Below are 18,042 nucleotides of genomic sequence, written 5' to 3'. Positions count from 1 at the left end.
AACAATCAATTCGCAGTTATACTGTTTCTAAGAACGCAACAAAAGCCGAAGAGAAATCTTCGGCTTTTTTGTTTTGAAGGGAGGAAGGGATTTAAGCTGCTCAAGACTTTCGCTTTTGGATAGCAGTCTGTCATTGAAGGGACACCATGACACCCTGGTTATTTCCGCTACTTATAAGGCTAGGTCCTAGACAAGTTATACGAGCATTTTCTACTGACCGAATGCTAAGTAAAAGGTTTCTTTTAATAGATTTCCGTGATTTTGTTTCCAATCGTTGTTAAATTTGTCCCATCCCGAGAGTATGCTTAACTCGATATATTTTCAAATGGAAGATTTGAATTGATGCAAATTATGTCAAATTTATGATTTGTATAGTGAATGGACCTATACATTGAATTTTCTAATTTGAAATTGGAATCTCGAAGGCCGTATAAGATTAAATGAAGACAATACAAGAACTTTGCAAAATAAAGAAGAATATTATTACAGATACAAATCGAAGCTATGCACTAAATTTAACTGACTTAGTGAACGGTAAAATTGATCCGGAAGAGTTTTTCTCAGAGAATTATATAACGCAGGGCATGGAGACTTTGATTCGAATTGCCTTTGATAGGTTTGAGCGAAAATCGGAAACCGCGGTTGTGAAGCTTACTCAAGCCATGGGTGGCGGGAAGACGCATAACATGGTTGTTGTTGGGCTGCTTGCAAAGTATCCAAAATGTAGAGAAGTTCTGAGCCCAAAGCTAACTATTAAGAATAAACAACCGGTTCGCGTACTTTCATTTTCAGGGCGAGAAAGTGATATACCCTATGGGATATGGGGAGAGTTAGCAAGACAGCTTGGTAAACTCGAAGAATTTAAAGACTATTATAATCCCATATTCAAGGCACCAGGGGAAACTGCTTGGATCAGGCTATTGCAGAGTGATGAGCCGATTGTGATTTTATTAGATGAGCTGCCTCCATATTTGGAAAATGCGGCTAGTCAGAAAGTTGGAAACTCGGATTTGGGTGTGGTTACAACAACTGCGCTTTCGAACCTATTCATTGCTGTTACAAAGAAAGAACTTTCAAATGTACTGATTATTATCTCTGATTTGACTGCTACCTATCAAGGAGGGAGCGGCAGAATTTCTGATGCGTTGAGGAATCTTGAGAATGAGACTAATAGAACGTCTATTCCCCTCTCTCCTGTAAAATTAAATTCGGATGAGATTTACTCCATTTTAAGAAAAAAATTATTCGACCAAGTTCCAAATCAAGATGAGATACAAGAAATTACGCAGGTATTCGGTAAGGAAGTACAAAAAGCGAAAGCCATGGAGTTAACGATTACTTCTCCAGTTGAATTTGAAAAGCACATAAAGGAAACCTATCCATTCCATCCTTCTGTAAAAGATATTTATGCTAGATTCAGGGATAATCCTGGATTTCAGCAAACTCGAGGATTGATTCGTTTAATCCGTGCTCAGGTTGCCTTCGTTTTCTCGGAACATTATACCGGCGAGAATATTTACTTACTTGGTCCTCAACACTTTGATTTCAATGATCAGGCGACGTATAATGTGATCAGCGAGATTAATCCGACTTTAGTAAATGCCATAAGTCACGATATTGCTTCTGGAGGAAATGCAATTGCTGAGACTTTAGACAAAGATAGAAAGGATTCGAATGAGATCCATCAGTCAGCCGTCAAAGTGATATATTTTTCTTCTTTAGCTATGGTCCCGAATGGAATTAAGGGATTATCCGAATCTGAACTAGTTATGGCTCTAGTTGCACCTGGTCGTTTGATTTCTGATTTGAACCAGAATATATTACCATCCATTCGGAGTAATTGCTGGTATTTACATAATGATCGTGAAGGGAAGTATGTTTTTCGAGAAACTCAAAATATAGTCGCAAAAATCAATACTCTTACCCAATCATATGATGCAGGAACAACCGGTAGGGAAATTCAAAATCAATTGAAGGAAATATTTGAACCGGAAAAGAAAGATATTTATCAAAAAGTGAGCATTTTTGATGGGTATTTAAATTTGCATATTTCTCATGATACGGTAACTCTGATCATTAATCGTCCGAATGAAGTTGTTCCAAGTAATGAAGAACAAACTAATTTTTACGAAAACCAGACCTTTAAAAATCGTGTTTTGTTTCTTACCGGGGAAAGATCGGGGATGGAAGCTTTAAATCGTTCTGCTCGTAATATAAAAGCTGCCACACAAGTGATTAAAGAATTGCAATCTGAAAAAATCCCTGAGTCCGATTTGCAGTTTGTAGAAGCAAAAAAACTCTTAGATACTTATCGAAATAATTTCTATAGTGCTACTCGCGAAACGTTCACGCGATTGGCTTATCCGACGAAAGATAGATTATATGAGACTGATATCTCTATGATTTTTGAGGCGAATTTATTTAAAGCAGAGGAGCAAATTCGCAAGACTTTGATAGAAAAACAAAAATTCATCGAACAACCCGGTACCGAATCTATAACCTTTAAGAATAAGTGCGAGGCAAGATTGTTTGGGGGATCCCAAGAGATTGAATGGTCAGAAATAAAGAAGCGTGCCGCTATGCTCTCCGAATGGCAATGGCATTATGCAAATGCATTAGATGTGTTAAAGGATAAAATGCTTCGTCAAGGGATATGGCGAGAAAATGGCAAATTTATAAATAAAGGACCGTTTCCACCTCCTGAAACCTCCGTTACATGGAGCGAGATCCAAAGAGATGATTTCACAGGAGAGGTGACTTTGCGTTTACAGCCTTTGAATGGAGATAAAATCTATTATGATTATCATGGAGATCCGACGACTGCGTCACATCAGATCGCAAATATTAACGAATTTAGAACTGCCGAGCTGTCCGTTCGCTTTTTATGTATAGATTCTTCCGGTAAGAGTCCGGCGGGCTCAGTAGTTATATGGAGGAATAAGATAAAGCTAAAATACGATCTCCGAAATCAGAATGGAACGACGATTGTAGAGCTGAAATCTATTCCGAATTTACCAATTAGATATACAACTGATGGCTCTGATCCTAGAGAGTTAGGTGGGGAATATGTCGAGCCTTTCCCTGTAACTAAAAAATCTAGAATTTTGGCCTGGGCAGAGAAAGATGGTGTCGAATCCGATAAATTACTTTCTTTCGATGTGGAGCCAGGAGAAGACGCAAGGGCATATATTCGACCGAAAGATCCCTTGACTTGGACTAAAGGACATTCTTTAAATAGTACGGAGCAAGTATTTACTTTTTTATCAGATCTGAAGAAAGCGGAGGCTACCGCGTCAAAAATTCGATTATACGTTCATGAAAGAAAAAGTCAAGAACGTTTTGCTGATCTTAGCTTAGGTGAAGAAATCACTCTAAAGGCAGAGGCATTGGAGGGAATTGTCGAAGATTACATACGATTAATCCATCTTGAAAATTCTCAAGTAGTTCTATCTGTTGGGAATCTGAATTTCAATTCCGGAGAGAGTTTTGAATTTTTTGTAAAAGATTTGCATTTGGACTATAGTGCTGATGAAATCAAACAGTGATTTCTCGCAAAAGAAAAACGAAAAATCAGAATAATGAAACTGATAAAAACGAATCAATTTCTTTCGGAGTCGTTCCGGAGGAGTCCTCTCATCACTTCTTGGTAAATTTAGGATACGATATTTCTCCTTATATTTACATTAGTGAGCATTTTGAAATTTTCGATCACCCTGAAAAGATTAAGATTGAATACTTGAAGAAGTCGGAAGACCCGGAAATGAGAGTGGTACTGAGGCGAGAAATTTGGTCAGAAATCCAGGAAGTTTTTGAATTCGAATTCAATCAACGTCTCAAGCGAGCAGGCCTCAAGACATCTAAATTCTCAGAAGGTTACAATATTCTACCTAGACTATTTGGAAAAGAACTGATTCTTCTTTGTTGGGCGATTGAGAGTGCAGATCCTGGTCTAATTCCCGTTGCCATTAAGAATTGGCAAGGCTTGAAACCTGAGGAGCGTTGGTGGTTATATACAATGACCTCCGCTGCCACCGGGCAAGCTGTGAAGCACCGAAATCGAGGTTGGAGAAAGGCAGTCCGGTTTGCCCTTACAGAAAATCCAATAAATTACGAAGATGACTAAATAAATGAGTAGTTTTATATATCAGATTGACCCATATATTTGAGAGTATATACTAGTAAAAGCCAAAAAATCTAATATATGAGTCTCTCGTGCATAAGCCTTTTTCGCCTATCAGCCTATCATCTCTTCCTCCTGAAATAGAATTTTCCGTTCCAGAAATCTATTCAGTATTGCCGGAATTCCGTGCGGCTTTAGGTGAATTGAAGGGTTACGCAGAATTGCTACCAAATCGTCTTCTCCTTTTATCTCCAGTGATCATCAAGGAATCTCTAGCAAGCTCGGAGATTGAAAGTATCCATACCACACTAGAAGATGTATTGCAGCAGACTCTGTTTCCAGAAGCAGAGCAAAGATTGGAAGATAAAGAAGTTATTCGTTATCGGCATGCGATTCTTTGGGGTACGAAGCTATGCGGACGACTCCGCTTTCTTGGAGAATTATACAAGGTATCCAGCAAAGATTGATGGTCAGTAAGAATATAGGAATCCGGAAAACGCAAAATCGAATTATCAATCAAGTTACTGGGGAGATCATCTATACTCCTCCTGAAGCTCGAGAAATTCCTGATTTAATTAGTAATTTGGAAAAATTCATTCATGATGAATCTATACGATTGGATCCATTAGTTTGTGCAGGCTTGGTTCATTATCAATTTGAAGCCATTCACCCTTTTCCCGATGGGAATGGTAGGACAGGTCGAATTCTCATCGTATTACAATTGATCCAGCTAGGGATCCTGAATTTACCAAAATTATATATTAGGGGGTGTATTAATAGGCATCGAGAAACATATTATAAATTTCTAAATAAAATCTCTTTCCAGGTAGGTTGGGTACCGTCTATTCAATTCATGTTGGAGGCTTTTCTCTCCCAAGCATTGGAAACGATAAAGGTGCTATTCGATATTCTGTCTTTGTTTTTAGAACTAAAAGAAATATTTAAAGATAGGTTTCCGAATATTGCTAGAAGTAATATGCTGGAGACAATTTTTAGTCACCCAGTGATTGCTCCGGTTAAGTTAGGAGAGTTATTGAATGTGCATTATACTACTGCGACAAAATATCTTACGGAATTAAGAGAAGCAAGAATTCTACATGATCTTATATCCGGAAAATATCATTTTTATTTAAATCATCGTCTTTTGGGAGTCTTGAGTAAGTGAGTGATCTTACCTTTATAGAAACACAGTTTCCCGTCTCTAAAATTTCAAAGGAATCATATAAGGAGAGAATGGCTAATTATAGCCAGACCTTGACAGGGTTAGGGAAATGGTGGGGAAGAAAGCCATTAATACTTGTAAGAGCTACCATTCTTGGATTACTTTTGCCTGCTTCGAACCAGCCGGAAAAGGACAGAGAGATTTTCCTGAAAATTCTGACCATGGACGAAGAAGGGCTTTGGCAAAGAAAGCAAGGAGCCAAGAAGAATATCCGAGTCGAGGATATTTGGAGAATCCTCACCGAAGAGGCTCATGAAGTTCGTGTAAAGAAATTTTTACAATACTATGAAGTTCTACCTCAGCTAATGCACGATTTGAGAGCATCACTTTCTATTTATATAACTGAGAAAAATAGAAAATTTAGCTGGGTAAAAAAGACTGACCCGCAAGTCAAAGCCGCCTTGGAAAAACTCGCCTTTCAGTCATTATACTATGATGAAAAGTTAAATTATACTCTTAGGCCGGAAAATATACCCGGTCCGGACAAAACTACCTGGACAGAGATTAATCAATATCTCGGGACGAAAGCCAAAAATCTACAAGAGCTTGTTGAGGAACTGGGAGCCAGGAGGTTCGGGCATAGACCGAAAGTCGGGGATGCTTTCTGTGGTGGTGGGTCGATCCCTTTTGAAGCTGCGAGAATTGGATGCGACGTATATGCTAGTGATTTGAATCCGGTCGCTACTTTGTTGACTTGGGCGGCAATCCATATTGTTGGAGGAGGCCCTGAAGTTGCGAAAGAAGTCAGGACGGCGCAAGAAGAAATTTATGAGGCGGTCGATCGTCAAGTTACGGAATGGAAAATCGAACATAACAAAGAAGGGCATAGAGCAGATGCGTACCTTTATTGTGTGGAGGTAATTGATCCGGAAACAGGTTGGAAGGTCCCGTTAGCTCCAAGTTGGGTGATCGGAGAAAAGACGAAAACGGTCGCAATTCTAAAACCAGACAAAAAAGCGAAAAGATACGAAATCGAAATCAAAATGGGGGCCACGAATGCAGAGATACAAGCTGCGAAAAAAGGAACAGTTGCGAATGGATATGTAGTCCATTCTGAAAATCCAAATAAAATTCCTATGAGCTTGATCCGAAGGGAGAATAAAGGTGGGCTTCGTCCTTGGGAGAAAGGAGATTTTATACCCAGGGCTGACGACGTATTTCAAGAGAGATTATATTGTATCCGGTATGTGGTTCCCGGCAAAAAAAGAAAAGAAGATCTGAATCCATCTCCACAGCAAAACCTCTTCGAAACGGAAGAGGCGTACCTCCCAATCGAAGAAGAGACGGAAAGCTACCGCTATTATACCGCCCCTAGTTCCTCCGATCTAAAAAGAGAAGAAAAGGTCATCCAACTCCTTCAGGAAAAATTTGCCGAGTGGCAGGATAGAGGATATATACCTTCTCGAAAAATCGAATCGGGACCGAAAACCGATGAGCCGATTCGAACAAGAGGTTGGACTCATTGGCACCATTTGTTTAATCCGAGACAGCTATTGGCTCAGGGTCTTTTCTTTAAAGCATCATTAAATTCGATAGTTAAGGGGGATCTAATAAGAACCTCTCAGTTACTAGGAATAAACAAAATGGCTGACTGGAACTCAAAATTATCAAAGTGGGACCCTAGTTTTGCTAATGAAAAGGGAAGTCCAACATTTGTTAATCAAGCACTAAATACATTTTACAATTATGTTACTAGAACAGTAAAATCGTTAACCACGACTTGGAAATTTGAAATAAATTCCTATGTCTCTCGAAATAGTAACGTTTTAACTACCGACTCTAAAGAAAAAAAAATATTTAATTCTGACATTTGGATCACCGATCCGCCTTATGCAGATGCAGTGAATTATCATGAGTTGTCGGAATTCTTCCTCGCTTGGTATGAAAAGCATATTCCAAAACTATTTCCAGATTGGTACACCGATTCCAAGCGTTCTTTGGCCATTAAGGGCCAAAACGAGGATTTTCGACGATCAATGGTGGAGGCATACTCAAATCTTGCTAAACATATGCCGGATAACGGATTGCAAGTAGTTATGTTTACTCACCAGGACGCGGGAGTTTGGGCGGACCTCGCCTTAATTCTTTGGGCAAGTGGTCTTCGTGTGACCGCGGCCTGGACCATTGCAACGGAGACTACTTCAGCTCTAAAGGTAGGAAATTACGTACAAGGTACAGTACTATTGATTTTAAGAAAGAACCTATCGAATGATACCGCATTTTTGGACGAACTCATTCCCCAAATTGAAGATGAGGTCAAAAGACAAGTCGACTCTATGCATAAGATCGAAGACAAGGAAGAGCCGAATTTCAGCGACACGGATTACCAACTCGCTGCATACGCTGCTGCACTTCGTATCTTAACCTCGTATCGAGTATTAGGCGATATCGAAGTGGATCGCGAGCTTGCTAGAACCCGTAGCAAAACTGACAAAAGCCCTTTAGAAACCGTGATTGAAAACGCAAGGAATGTAGCTTCAAGCTATTTAATTCCAGATGGCTTAGACAAATCGATTTGGACGGATTTTTCAGGTATGGAAAGATATTACTTAAAAGCTTTGGATTTGGAATCCAAGGGAGAAAGTAAGGCAGGAAGTTACCAGGAACTTGCTCGAGGATTGGGAGTAAGAGATTATGAAACCGTCATGCAAAGCTTGAGGGCAAATGAGGCCCGTCCAAAAACGCCTAAGGAATTCGGAGATAAGATTTTAGGAGGAGGAGGAGGGTTTGGTATTAGTCTGACTAGGCAAGCTGTTTATAGTATCTATTCTGCTCTGGAAGCTGATTCTGGAGCACAAGGGCGTGTTTATTTACAGACCGAAGTGGAGGATTTCCAAAAGCAAAGACATAGGCTAATTCGAATACTTCGTTATTTAGAACGATTTGGGCATACCCTAAGTCATTGGCAAAAAGAGGGAGAAATAGCCGGTACAATTGCCGGGCTTTTGGAGACGAACCAAGGATGAGTATCAAAAGGTTTTCGTCTCGCAGGCTACGGGGAGAAAAACAAAATTTAGGGGAAAGTTTTCTAAATGAAAAACTCCGTCATGCCGTAACGTACGATAGGATTGCAGGTTATTTTAGTCCTTCAATATTGGAAGTTGCCGGAGAGTCTCTAGAATCGATCCAGAAATCGAGAATGATCTGTAATTCGCATGTGTCTCTCCAAAATATCGTGGATGCAGATGGATCTCTTTTGGACAAATCGTTCAAAGATCAACTTTGGTTGGAATGGTGTGGAGAAGAAATTGAAAATCAGTCGATTCCGCCAAATCGATTAGAGCGACTCTATCATTTCCTTGAAACAAAAAAGCTGGAAGTAAAGATTTTGCCAGAGGAGAGGTTCGGCCTAATTCACGGGAAGGCTGGTGTGATTACATATCGTGATGGATCCAAAACTTCTTTCCTCGGAAGTGCAAATGAGTCTATTCATGGCTGGAAGCTAAACTACGAGTTGCTTTGGGAGGATGAATCGGAAGAAGGCATTCTCTGGATCCAAGAGGAATTTGACTCTTTATGGAATGACCCCAAATCGTTTTATCTGACACGTGATATTATCGAGGATATTCTTAGGAATTCAAAAAGACAGATTATTTCAAAGGAGGAATGGAAGAAGGATCTTGATCCAGCCAGTCCTATCATAGAAAGTCCTGTCTATCGAAAACAGAATGGTCTCTGGTCTCACCAAAAGTATTTTGTAAATAAAGTATTTGAAGATCATAATAAATACGGAGGAGCTAGATACGTTCTGGCCGATCAGGTTGGTTTAGGAAAAACCCTACAACTTGCGATGGCTGCTCAGTTAATCGCATTATATGGTGAACTTCCTATTTTAATTATCGCACCGAAGACTTTATTATTACAATGGCAAATGGAATTCCTGGATTTGCTCGAGGTTCCATCGGCCATTTGGAATGGAAATGCCTGGGTGGATGAACGAAATGTTGAGCATCCTAAGTTTGGTCCATCCGGAATCTTGAAATGTCCGAGGAAAATTGGAATCATTTCTCAAGGTTTAATTAATCGAAATAGTGAATCTGTAAAACATTTACTCCATCAAAAATATGAGTGTGTGATTCTGGATGAAGCCCACCGTGCGCGACGAAAAAATATACCTGCGGCAGATAATTTAGATGTTTCTGATGTAGAAGACCCTAATCGCCTTTATCGTTTCTTGATAGAGTTGGCTCCCAAAACCAAAACTTTGCTCCTCGCAACCGCAACCCCTGTCCAGTTGCATCCGATAGAAGCTTGGGACTTATTGAAAGTGCTGAATACAGGAAGCGAAATGGTATTAGGGGACCGATATAGCCCCTGGATGAATCCGTCTCAAGCCCTAAATGCAATGTTTCATCCGCTGAAAGGAATTAATGAAAATGAATTCTGGCAATGGCTGAGGAACCCTTTGCCTCCAGCGGAGGAGACGACGGAGATAGGAGGGCGTGATTTCCGAGCTATTCGTAATTCTTTATCATTGGCGGATACTGCAATTGCCGCTCGTCAAGATGATTTAGAAAAACTGCCACCACCAGACAAAGCGAAATTGCGCGACCTTCGGAAGACTTTTTTTTTAAACCATAACCCATTCTTACGCAGGATTATTCAAAGGCAAAGAAAGTATCTTGAAGAGCAGATTGATCCTGAAACAAAGCGGCCAATATTGGATAGGGTAAATGTACAGCTATTCGGAGAGCGTGACGAAGATGCTATATTATTGAATTCTACTCAACAGGTGGCTTATGATGCTGCAATTGAATACTGTAAATTATTAAGAAATAAAAAAAAAGGGAGTGGGTTTTTAGAAACGCTAATCTTGAGAAGGATCGGAAGTTCCATGCTTGCTGGAAAATTAACGGCGAAAAAGTTGTTGCATGGCGGACTTGAGGATGATCCAGATCTTTTCTTTGAGCAAGAGGATGAGGATTTGATTGAAGAACCGGCTCTAAGTGAAGAGGCAGATCAATTGAATATCATCATTAATTCACTTGAATTGGACAATCAACTAGATCCAAAATTCCTCAAAATTAAGGAGTTATTAATTCATGGTATCGAGAATACTGGTCCATGGTTAGAACGCGGATGTATTATATTTTCTGGATATTATTCAAGTGCGAAATGGATTGCCGAGCAATTGTCTGGATTTATTTCAGAGCAAGTAATAGGCTTGTATAGTGGTTCCAATAAATCTGCAATTCTCAAAGCAGGTAATTATATTCCGGTTGATCGAGAGAAGATCAAGAAAATGGTTAAAAACCAGGAAATTAAAATTTTAGTAGGAACAGATGCAGCATCGGAAGGGCTGAATCTACAGTCGCTAGGAACATTGATAAATTTAGATTTACCATGGAATCCGACAAAATTAGAACAAAGAAAAGGTAGAATTCAACGAATTGGTCAGAGATATAATACTGTTTATATTTATAATATGAGATACAAAGGATCTGTAGAAGACACTGTACATTCAGCTTTGTCGGAAAGGCTCGAAAAAATCGGGGATTTGTTTGGGCAAATTCCGGATACTCTTGAAGATGTTTGGGTGGATGTTGCTTTGGGAGAGATAGAACTTGCAAAAAGTCGAATTATTCAGGATTATGAAAAACATCCATTTGAGTTAAAATACAATAATAGTGCTTCATTTCATGAACAATCTTGGGAGAAATGTTTTTCTGTCTTGAATAATGCAGAAAGACTATCAACGCTGTCGTCAGGTTGGTAAAGAGGAATGTCGTGGATTCCCGTCACTCCTCCTATCATACTCGCTCTTAACCTTGCCAAACTTCACATTCTCTACGATATTTCTTAGAAGATCCTTAAAATTTCCGTTATCTTCGGCAATTCGATAGATTGTATCGAAATCCAGTTCGGACTTGGGATTTGATTGGAATAAGGTCTCGCTTTCTTCAGGTTTGGATGGATCTAACCCCAAGATCCCGATCCCAAAGGTTTTGCTAATCTTTGCTAATTCATTCATCAAGTCTGGGTCTTTCTGGAAATTTACCGCAGCTAAGTAACCTTCGTTTGCCCAAGAAAAATTGGATATGGCTTGAAAGAATACTTCTCTTAGATTTCCGAAATGTAAATTTATCTTTAATTCAAATGAAAAGAGATAACCAATCGGCGATTGCCGTGAGTTTCTGGAAAGTAACTGTTTCCTCCTTGTATTCTTTGAAATTTCATGATAAATCGTTTTTACATTGACTCTGAAATAAGGGGGAATGCATAAATTTAGAGAGGACGGGATGCACTTTCGTTCTTTTATTGGAGTATTTTCTTCTTCTTGTACATATGAATTGAATTCGGGAATGATCCTTTGGGCAGCTTCGCCCCACTGAGAAAGCATAAAACGGACAGGTCTTTTGCCGATTTGTCGAAAAAGTGTATGTGGGTTATTTTTTATACTCGCATAAATTTGATTAGCGAACGTCGCCCAGGGGCCTTTCTCCGGCTGAGTTCGTTTCCCGTCTACTTTCCAGAATAGACTCTTGTTTCGCATTTACCGTGAACGATGCAAGGTGGGGTTTCTTTAATTTTATCGGCTTATGAATGAATTTGGAAAGGAAGCAATTCTATTCCTACAGGAGGTTCCCTACTCTTGGGCTGCCTTACTCTTTTTGATGGAAAATCTTCTGATCTTTTCCGGTTCAGTATATATTGGCCATCTGCTAACGAAGTATTACCGGGATCGCCGCGTTGTTCCGAATCCTCCTCAAATCGAATCTAAAGAGATCTTGTTTGCGGTTTCCACTCTTCTGCTTAATACCTTGGTTACTCTTTCTGGACTTTGGCTTTGGCGGATCGGGCTGATTCGCTTCCGGACAGATTGGGGGCTTTACGCCTTCTTGGATGTCGTCTTTCTTTTTTTCGTAATGGATGCATTGATGTATGCTCTGCATAGGATCGCCCACATTTCTTGGGTTTATCCGCTTGTGCATAAAACCCATCATAACTATGAGAATCCTCGCCCTCTAACCTTATTCGTTCTGAATCCGTTCGAGGCTTTGGGGTTTGGTGCTCTTTGGCTTCTCGTACTTTGTCTATATGATTCTTCTTGGATCGGAATGAGTGTTTATTTGGTCTTGAACGTTGTATTTGGCACTTTAGGGCATCTCGGAGTAGAGCCCTTTCCGAAGTCTTGGCTTAAGATTCCGATTCTCCGTTTTTTTACCACGAGTTCCTTTCATGCGCAACACCATATTTGGGTATCGTACAATTTCGGGTTTTACACGCTGGTTTGGGACTGTATCTTTCGAACCTTATCCCCTGATTATGAGGAATCCTTCGGAAAGGTCCCGACCAGAGGAGAGGGAAAAGAAATACCTCCTAAGGAATAGTAGAAATAATAATTGTGAATCATCAATCGCGTTCTGATTGAATTGGGTCAATCTGAAGTATAGCGGAATGAGAGGTTAGGCCTGATCTCATCCATCCCCTATAACTTTTTACCTTCGCGAGAAAATGTTCTTGCAATGTAACCCTTTGAATTTTTTGGTATACTTAAGTTCTTTACTCGTTCTGTTTTAACCGCATGGCCCGTAATGATCTAAATTAAAATCCTACGGATGATCGATTCAAATCTGTGTGGAACGAGGATAAAATTCATGTCATCAAAATTATTTGTCGGCGGCCTCAGTTGGTCGACTACTGATCAAACCCTACGCCAAGTATTTGAAGTTCATGGCGCAGTCCAAGAAGCGAATGTGGTAATTGACCGCGAAACTGGTAGATCTAGAGGATTCGGTTTTGTTACCTTTTCCGATCTGGATTCTGCCCAAGCTGCGCTAGCGGAACTCAATGGAAAAGATGTCGATGGACGTAATATTGTTGTCTCGGTTGCGGAGGATCGATCCAAATCCGATCGCAACAGAGGGAATAATAAAAAATTCAACCGGAATCGCTGGTAGACACGCAGCAGTTTACAGCCCTTTTCAACCACCAGGACCCTATATGTTACTTGGGAACGGGTGGTTCCTGACAATACTCGCTAACAAGTTATCCATATCTTCTTTTATGAGGTTAAAAGCGATAGCTAGCTAGCTTCATTCGTTTTTCTTTAAATCACGCTGTATCAAAAGCGATAATCGAGTTTTTAGTAAATAGGAATTTTATATGGCGAAAAAGGGAGATTTGTCTTTTATGAAAAGGCAACGGGAAATAAAGAAAAAGGAAATTAGACAGGAAAAGATAGAGAGACGAAAAATACGGAACGAAGAAAAAAAGAACGTTAACCCGGAAGAAGAGTCTCCTTCTACGAAAGAGGAAGAATCCTTTTAATATTTATAAATGATTTCACCTGCGATTCTTCCAGTAAATTTAGAATCTCTACGAATATAACTCTTATTTATATAAGTCTCTTGTCGCATTCGTCCTTCGTATAACTGTCTGTTCCGACATGATAAGTTCCAACATAGAGCGTCGATTTTCCTTCCAGCCGCATTTCTCCATTTCTCGTTTTCTGGGAGGGTTCCCAGTACTGGTTTGAAGGCTGAGGTAATCACAATTCCGAAAGAACATTGAGTTTTACTTGAAAATAATGTAATTTTATGATATAGGTTCGCCGACCTTCTCCCACGGGCCCTCCACCACCACCCAAAGATTAGGGTGGGGGCCCCCAAACTCCGCAGGAACTCCTACACGAAAAACCGAATCTTCTTCCAAAAATCTTCGATTCCGATCTCGAACCCTTGGCACAGATAAATCGGAACGTCCTTCTCGTTGGTAAAGCGCCTCGAGTATTTTCCGACCTCTTTGACGTCCCTGAAAACGGTTTCGAGCTCCTCTCGCTGAAAACCGACAGCAAGGATCGCCTTGTCTTTTCCTTTTCCGTTTCCCCACAAATAGTAACTATTATGACCGCTAATTACCGGAATCGAACCTCGACCGAAATGCTCGATCGCACCGGCATGGCCATAGTATCTTCCTAGAACGACCGTCTCCTTACGCAGATCGGGAGGAAGCGCATCGTATGAATTCTGAACAGACTCGTATAGTTTTTCCCAATCGAAACGGTCTCCGAACCATTGGGGAAGAGCTGCCGCTTTCCCTTTTTCGATCTGAGGAATCACGCCGATGGCCGAGGCATAATCGGAAAGGATTCCGGGAGGAAGCACGGGAAGACCCGCGGGAAGAAATGCGATTCCCGTAACAACCACTGTAGTCAGAGCGGCAGGCATGATCCAGCGTCCTTTAAGTTTCTCAAGCAAACACGCCCCTCCTGCGAATAACACCGGATAGGCGGCGGCGATTCTGTCCGGCCTACTGGACTTCGCCAGGATCAGAAAGCCGAGTAAGATCACAAAGATCCAACCGAAGATTCGGAGCCCGGTTTCCTTCGGTTGTCTGAAAAAGAAAAAAATTCCCGCTAACCAGAGAAAAACCGATCCTGGATTTTCGGAAAGAATTTGATCGACGATCACTCGAACGGGAGACGCCGGTAAATTTTTCAGTACGGTTGCATTCCGATAAAATTCCAACGAAACCCAATCGTGACGGATCTCCCAGAATAAGTTCGGGGTTAGAATCGCAAAAGCGATCAAACCTCCGAGCCAAAGATAAGGACTCAGAAATTGACGGAATTGTAAGGTGAGAAGAATTGCGGCAAGGAGAACGATGACAAAAACCGCAAACGTGTGTTTGTTCTCCATTCCGATTCCGGCCAAAACGCCTACCAGGATCCATAGCTTCGGCTTTCTGTCCTGAAGGAGAATGATCACTGTAAGAACGATTCCATTCCAAAGCAGTACTTCCAAGCTGTTCATGGAATAAAACCCGAAGAGAACGAGAAGTACGGGCGATCCTATGACTGCAAAGATGGAGAGAAGGACCGCAAAGTTTCCTCCTCCGAATCTTCGCGCGATGGCGCCCGTAAGGAACACCGTTCCCGCTCCTGCAGCAGCAGGAAGGAGGCGGATCGCGGCGAGAGAATCTCCGAACAGTTCGATGATCAGTTTCAACAATAGGATCGAAAAAGGCGGATGATCTATGTATCCTGTATCCGGTCGAGAGGCACAGGAGAGATAATAAAGTTCGTCGACGAAATAGCCGTAACCGTGAAACGCATTCGCCCCATACTGGATAGCGAAGTAAAGAAAGGATAAAATTCCGGGAAGGAAAAGCTCGTGTTTTGAAAAGGAAAGCGATCGCACCATGACTTCTTTTACGAAGAATCGGAGCGCTCGGAAAGCGAAATTCGACTAAATATGACATTTCTTGTCATCTATTCTTCATTACAATGGATAAATATCCATTTGGAGGAAGGAAACTCATGTCTCTCAAAACTTATACGGGAAGTTGTCATTGCGGCGAGGTTCAATATGAGGCCGATATCGACTTAAGCAAAGGAACCGGCAGATGCAATTGTTCTTTTTGTAGAAAGACCCGGAACTGGTCTATTCTTCTGCAACCCGAGGCGCTTCGGTTGTTAAAAGGGGAGGAATCCTTGGGGGACTACGTTTTTAACACGAAGAGCAACCACCACCATTTCTGCAAGAACTGCGGCGTGAGGACGTTTACTAAGGGATTTGTTCCGGAGATCGGCGGCCATTATGTTGCCGTCTGGCTTTCCACTCTGGACAATATCGATCCTCTGGAGTTGGCGGAGGCGCCTCTTCACTATTCCGACGGTTTGCACAATAATTGGCGCAATCCTCCGGCCGAAATCCGCCATCTCTAAAAGAAAGAATGGAATTATTTTCAGCCTCGCGCAGGTAAATCGCCTTTTTGAATTGGTCCGGGATTTTTAGGTCTATTTTTTTCGATTGACCCGGTCGGTGATAGGGTAACAATTTAGACCCTTTTTTTCGCCGGTTTTCCTTTGTCTAGAATATGCCTACATTTTTAGACCAATTCAAAAAGACACTCCGGAGCGAGATGACCGTTTCCCTGTTTCAGGGCGCCTTCGGTGTTCTTTTTTTCTGGTCGATTCTCAGGTTCTTCGTGCCCTCCGCGGAAATCCCTCACCCTCTTCTTGTAGGATTCAATTTTCTTTATACGATTTCTGTCGCACTTTACTCCAACTATAAAATGGTGACTGGTCGCTGGACGGCCACCCTTTGGGCCAACCGTGCGCTTCTGCTTTCTCTTCCTCTTCCCATATTTTACGGTTATTTTACATTCCTTTCCCCCGATTATCTTCCGGTCCTGATCGTTTTCGTAGTAGGTGTGGAGTTGCCGGTATTAGGTCTGGCTAAAAGCAGGTATCTGACCCTTTGGTATGCGACCTATTTCTCCTCTTTTCTGTTGCCTTCGTACGTTTGGAGAAGGTGGTATTTGGAAGAACATTCCGTTTTTCTTACGGTCTTTCTCACAACCTGTTTCTTTCTTCATTTCTGGCTTATTCGTGCTTCCGATAGCGTGAAAAAGATGGGGGCTCAACTGACCAGAAGTCTCGTGCAAACCAAACAGAATAAAAGAGCATTAAAACGTCTGCACACCATTCAGGCCATCGATTCGACTTTAGCGCGCAGGCTGCAAAGAGACACCCTTCCGGATCTGAGAAAATTCGAATCCGGCAATCTCTCTCTTTCCGCAAGATACGTTTCCTTGGATACGGTCGGCGGGGATTTTTACGACGTGGTGGATTTGGGAGAAGGAAAAACCGGGCTCTTTATCGCGGATGTCTCCGGCCACGGGATTTCTGCAGCCCTAGTCACCATGATGACGAAGGCGGCTTTCCGGAACCATTACCGGGAACAATCCGATCCTTCTCAACTTCTGAAGATCGTCAATCGATCGTTATCCGGGATGCTGGAGAACCAAGGGATGTTCGTAACCGCATTTTATTGTATCATTCATCCGAAAGGGGAACTCCTGTTTTCCAGCGCAGGACATCCTCCCGCACTTTTTCTGAACAAAAGAGAGAATCGGATCCGGGAACTGTTTACGGAGAACACTTTTTTTCTAGGAATCGAGCCGACTTGGAGTTACAAAACGGATTCGATCGTCATGGACCGGGGAGATCGTCTCCTGATCTATACCGACGGTCTTGTAGAGGCCAAAAACAAGATCGGACAGCAGTATGGGGAAGGGAGATTGTCCGAACTTCTATTAAAAAAAGCGAATCTTTCCCCGGAGGAATTTTCGGAAATTCTAATGAAAGACTTAGGAGAATTCCAGGCCGGGCGTCTTTCGGAAGACGATATCGCGCTTGTTTGCTGCGATTTTCGCGGTTAGAGGAATCGTGCGGGGAACGCTCGAACGTTCTAACCTTCCTTTTTAACCAACCAAACTCCGAGAACCAAAAGACACAAGCCGACGATCTTCAGGAGTGAGATCGGTTTTTCCGGAAATCCCAGGATCCCGTATTTTTCCAGAATGAGAGCCGTGCTTACTTGGCCGACCAGAAAGAGCGCCAGCCATCCGGTCGCGCCTAGTTTGGGTGCGAATACGATAGCGGAGGTTACGATGAGCGCTCCCAAAAGTCCTCCGACCCAGATCCACCAAGGATTACTCATCGCCGTCTTGTATAGAAAACCGGCGGACCTTCCTTCCCCCAAAAACAATACGAAAAGAAATAAGGCAAGGGTACCTATGAGAAATGAAAGCGCGGACGCTAACCAAGAGCTTTCCAGGCTTTTCCCCAATAGGGAGTTGATTCCAGGCTGCATGGACATGGCGATTCCGGAAAGTAGGGCGAATACGATCGGCAAAAGTAAGTTCATAAGAACAGAATACGATTTCCTGATTTCCGATCGAGTCTTTCCTC

Annotated in this window: 13 protein-coding genes; 10 read left to right on the top strand and 3 right to left on the bottom strand. The window is 41.7% G+C overall.

Annotated elements, in window-relative coordinates; genetic code table 11:
• The first annotated feature begins 440 nt into the window (after window positions 1–440).
• From EHO60_RS16115 to EHO60_RS16090, 6 genes are all read left to right on the top strand, one after another.
• Window positions 441–3,545 (top strand): DUF499 domain-containing protein, encoded by a 3,105-nt coding sequence (locus EHO60_RS16115; protein WP_135769228.1) that lies wholly within the window; start codon window positions 441–443, stop codon window positions 3,543–3,545.
• Entirely contained in the window at window positions 3,542–4,123 is a 582-nt protein-coding gene (locus EHO60_RS16110) for a DUF3780 domain-containing protein (protein WP_246028356.1), read from the top strand. The genes EHO60_RS16115 and EHO60_RS16110 overlap by 4 nt, the downstream gene beginning before the upstream one ends.
• Window positions 4,124–4,212: 89 nt before the next feature.
• Window positions 4,213–4,587, top strand: a complete 375-nt coding sequence (locus EHO60_RS16105) for a Fic/DOC family N-terminal domain-containing protein (protein ID WP_167880248.1) — start codon at window positions 4,213–4,215, stop codon at window positions 4,585–4,587.
• Complete coding sequence (locus tag EHO60_RS16100) at window positions 4,587–5,285, top strand: Fic family protein (RefSeq protein ID WP_246028359.1); 699 nt, start codon at window positions 4,587–4,589, stop codon at window positions 5,283–5,285. The genes EHO60_RS16105 and EHO60_RS16100 overlap by 1 nt, the downstream gene beginning before the upstream one ends.
• Window positions 5,282–8,308 carry an anti-phage-associated DUF1156 domain-containing protein gene (locus tag EHO60_RS16095; protein WP_135769225.1) on the top strand — a complete coding sequence of 1,009 codons (3,027 nt, stop codon included), beginning with the start codon at window positions 5,282–5,284 and terminating at the stop codon, window positions 8,306–8,308. Before EHO60_RS16100 ends, EHO60_RS16095 begins: the two co-directional genes overlap by 4 nt.
• Window positions 8,305–11,058 carry a phospholipase D-like domain-containing anti-phage protein gene (locus EHO60_RS16090; protein WP_135769224.1) on the top strand — a complete coding sequence of 918 codons (2,754 nt, stop codon included), beginning with the start codon at window positions 8,305–8,307 and terminating at the stop codon, window positions 11,056–11,058. The genes EHO60_RS16095 and EHO60_RS16090 overlap by 4 nt, the downstream gene beginning before the upstream one ends.
• On the opposite strand, the gene EHO60_RS16085 is transcribed toward EHO60_RS16090, so the two are convergent.
• Window positions 11,047–11,835 carry a hypothetical protein gene (locus tag EHO60_RS16085; protein WP_135769223.1) on the bottom strand — a complete coding sequence of 263 codons (789 nt, stop codon included), beginning with the start codon at window positions 11,833–11,835 and terminating at the stop codon, window positions 11,047–11,049. The genes EHO60_RS16090 and EHO60_RS16085 overlap by 12 nt on opposite strands.
• A gap of 46 nt (window positions 11,836–11,881) precedes the next feature.
• Between EHO60_RS16085 and EHO60_RS16080 the strand changes: the two genes are divergently transcribed.
• The gene (locus tag EHO60_RS16080; protein WP_135769222.1) at window positions 11,882–12,673 is read left to right on the top strand and encodes a sterol desaturase family protein; all 792 of its coding nucleotides are present in this window, start codon (window positions 11,882–11,884) and stop codon (window positions 12,671–12,673) included.
• 267 nt (window positions 12,674–12,940) lie between these two features.
• Entirely contained in the window at window positions 12,941–13,243 is a 303-nt protein-coding gene (locus tag EHO60_RS16075; RefSeq protein WP_135769221.1) for an RNA recognition motif domain-containing protein, read from the top strand.
• 726 nt (window positions 13,244–13,969) lie between these two features.
• Here EHO60_RS16075 and EHO60_RS16070 read toward each other — a convergent pair.
• Window positions 13,970–15,487 (bottom strand): glycosyltransferase family 39 protein, encoded by a 1,518-nt coding sequence (locus EHO60_RS16070; protein WP_135769220.1) that lies wholly within the window; start codon window positions 15,485–15,487, stop codon window positions 13,970–13,972.
• A 116-nt stretch (window positions 15,488–15,603) separates the two neighbouring features.
• On the opposite strand from EHO60_RS16070, the gene EHO60_RS16065 reads away from it, so the two are divergent.
• Window positions 15,604–16,011, top strand: a complete 408-nt coding sequence (locus tag EHO60_RS16065; protein WP_135769219.1) for a GFA family protein — start codon at window positions 15,604–15,606, stop codon at window positions 16,009–16,011.
• A 197-nt stretch (window positions 16,012–16,208) separates the two neighbouring features.
• Complete coding sequence (locus tag EHO60_RS16060; RefSeq protein ID WP_246028354.1) at window positions 16,209–17,510, top strand: PP2C family protein-serine/threonine phosphatase; 1,302 nt, start codon at window positions 16,209–16,211, stop codon at window positions 17,508–17,510.
• 29 nt (window positions 17,511–17,539) lie between these two features.
• Here the strand turns inward: EHO60_RS16060 and EHO60_RS16055 are convergent, their stop codons facing one another.
• Window positions 17,540–17,998 carry a DMT family transporter gene (locus tag EHO60_RS16055; protein ID WP_135769217.1) on the bottom strand — a complete coding sequence of 153 codons (459 nt, stop codon included), beginning with the start codon at window positions 17,996–17,998 and terminating at the stop codon, window positions 17,540–17,542.
• Window positions 17,999–18,042: the final 44 nt, after the last annotated feature.

It is taken from the genome of Leptospira fletcheri (assembly GCF_004769195.1).
In the GTDB taxonomy this organism is placed as follows: domain Bacteria; phylum Spirochaetota; class Leptospiria; order Leptospirales; family Leptospiraceae; genus Leptospira_B; species Leptospira_B fletcheri.
Note: the sequence above shows the minus strand (reverse complement) of the source record. Positions and strands in the feature narration are given on the sequence as shown.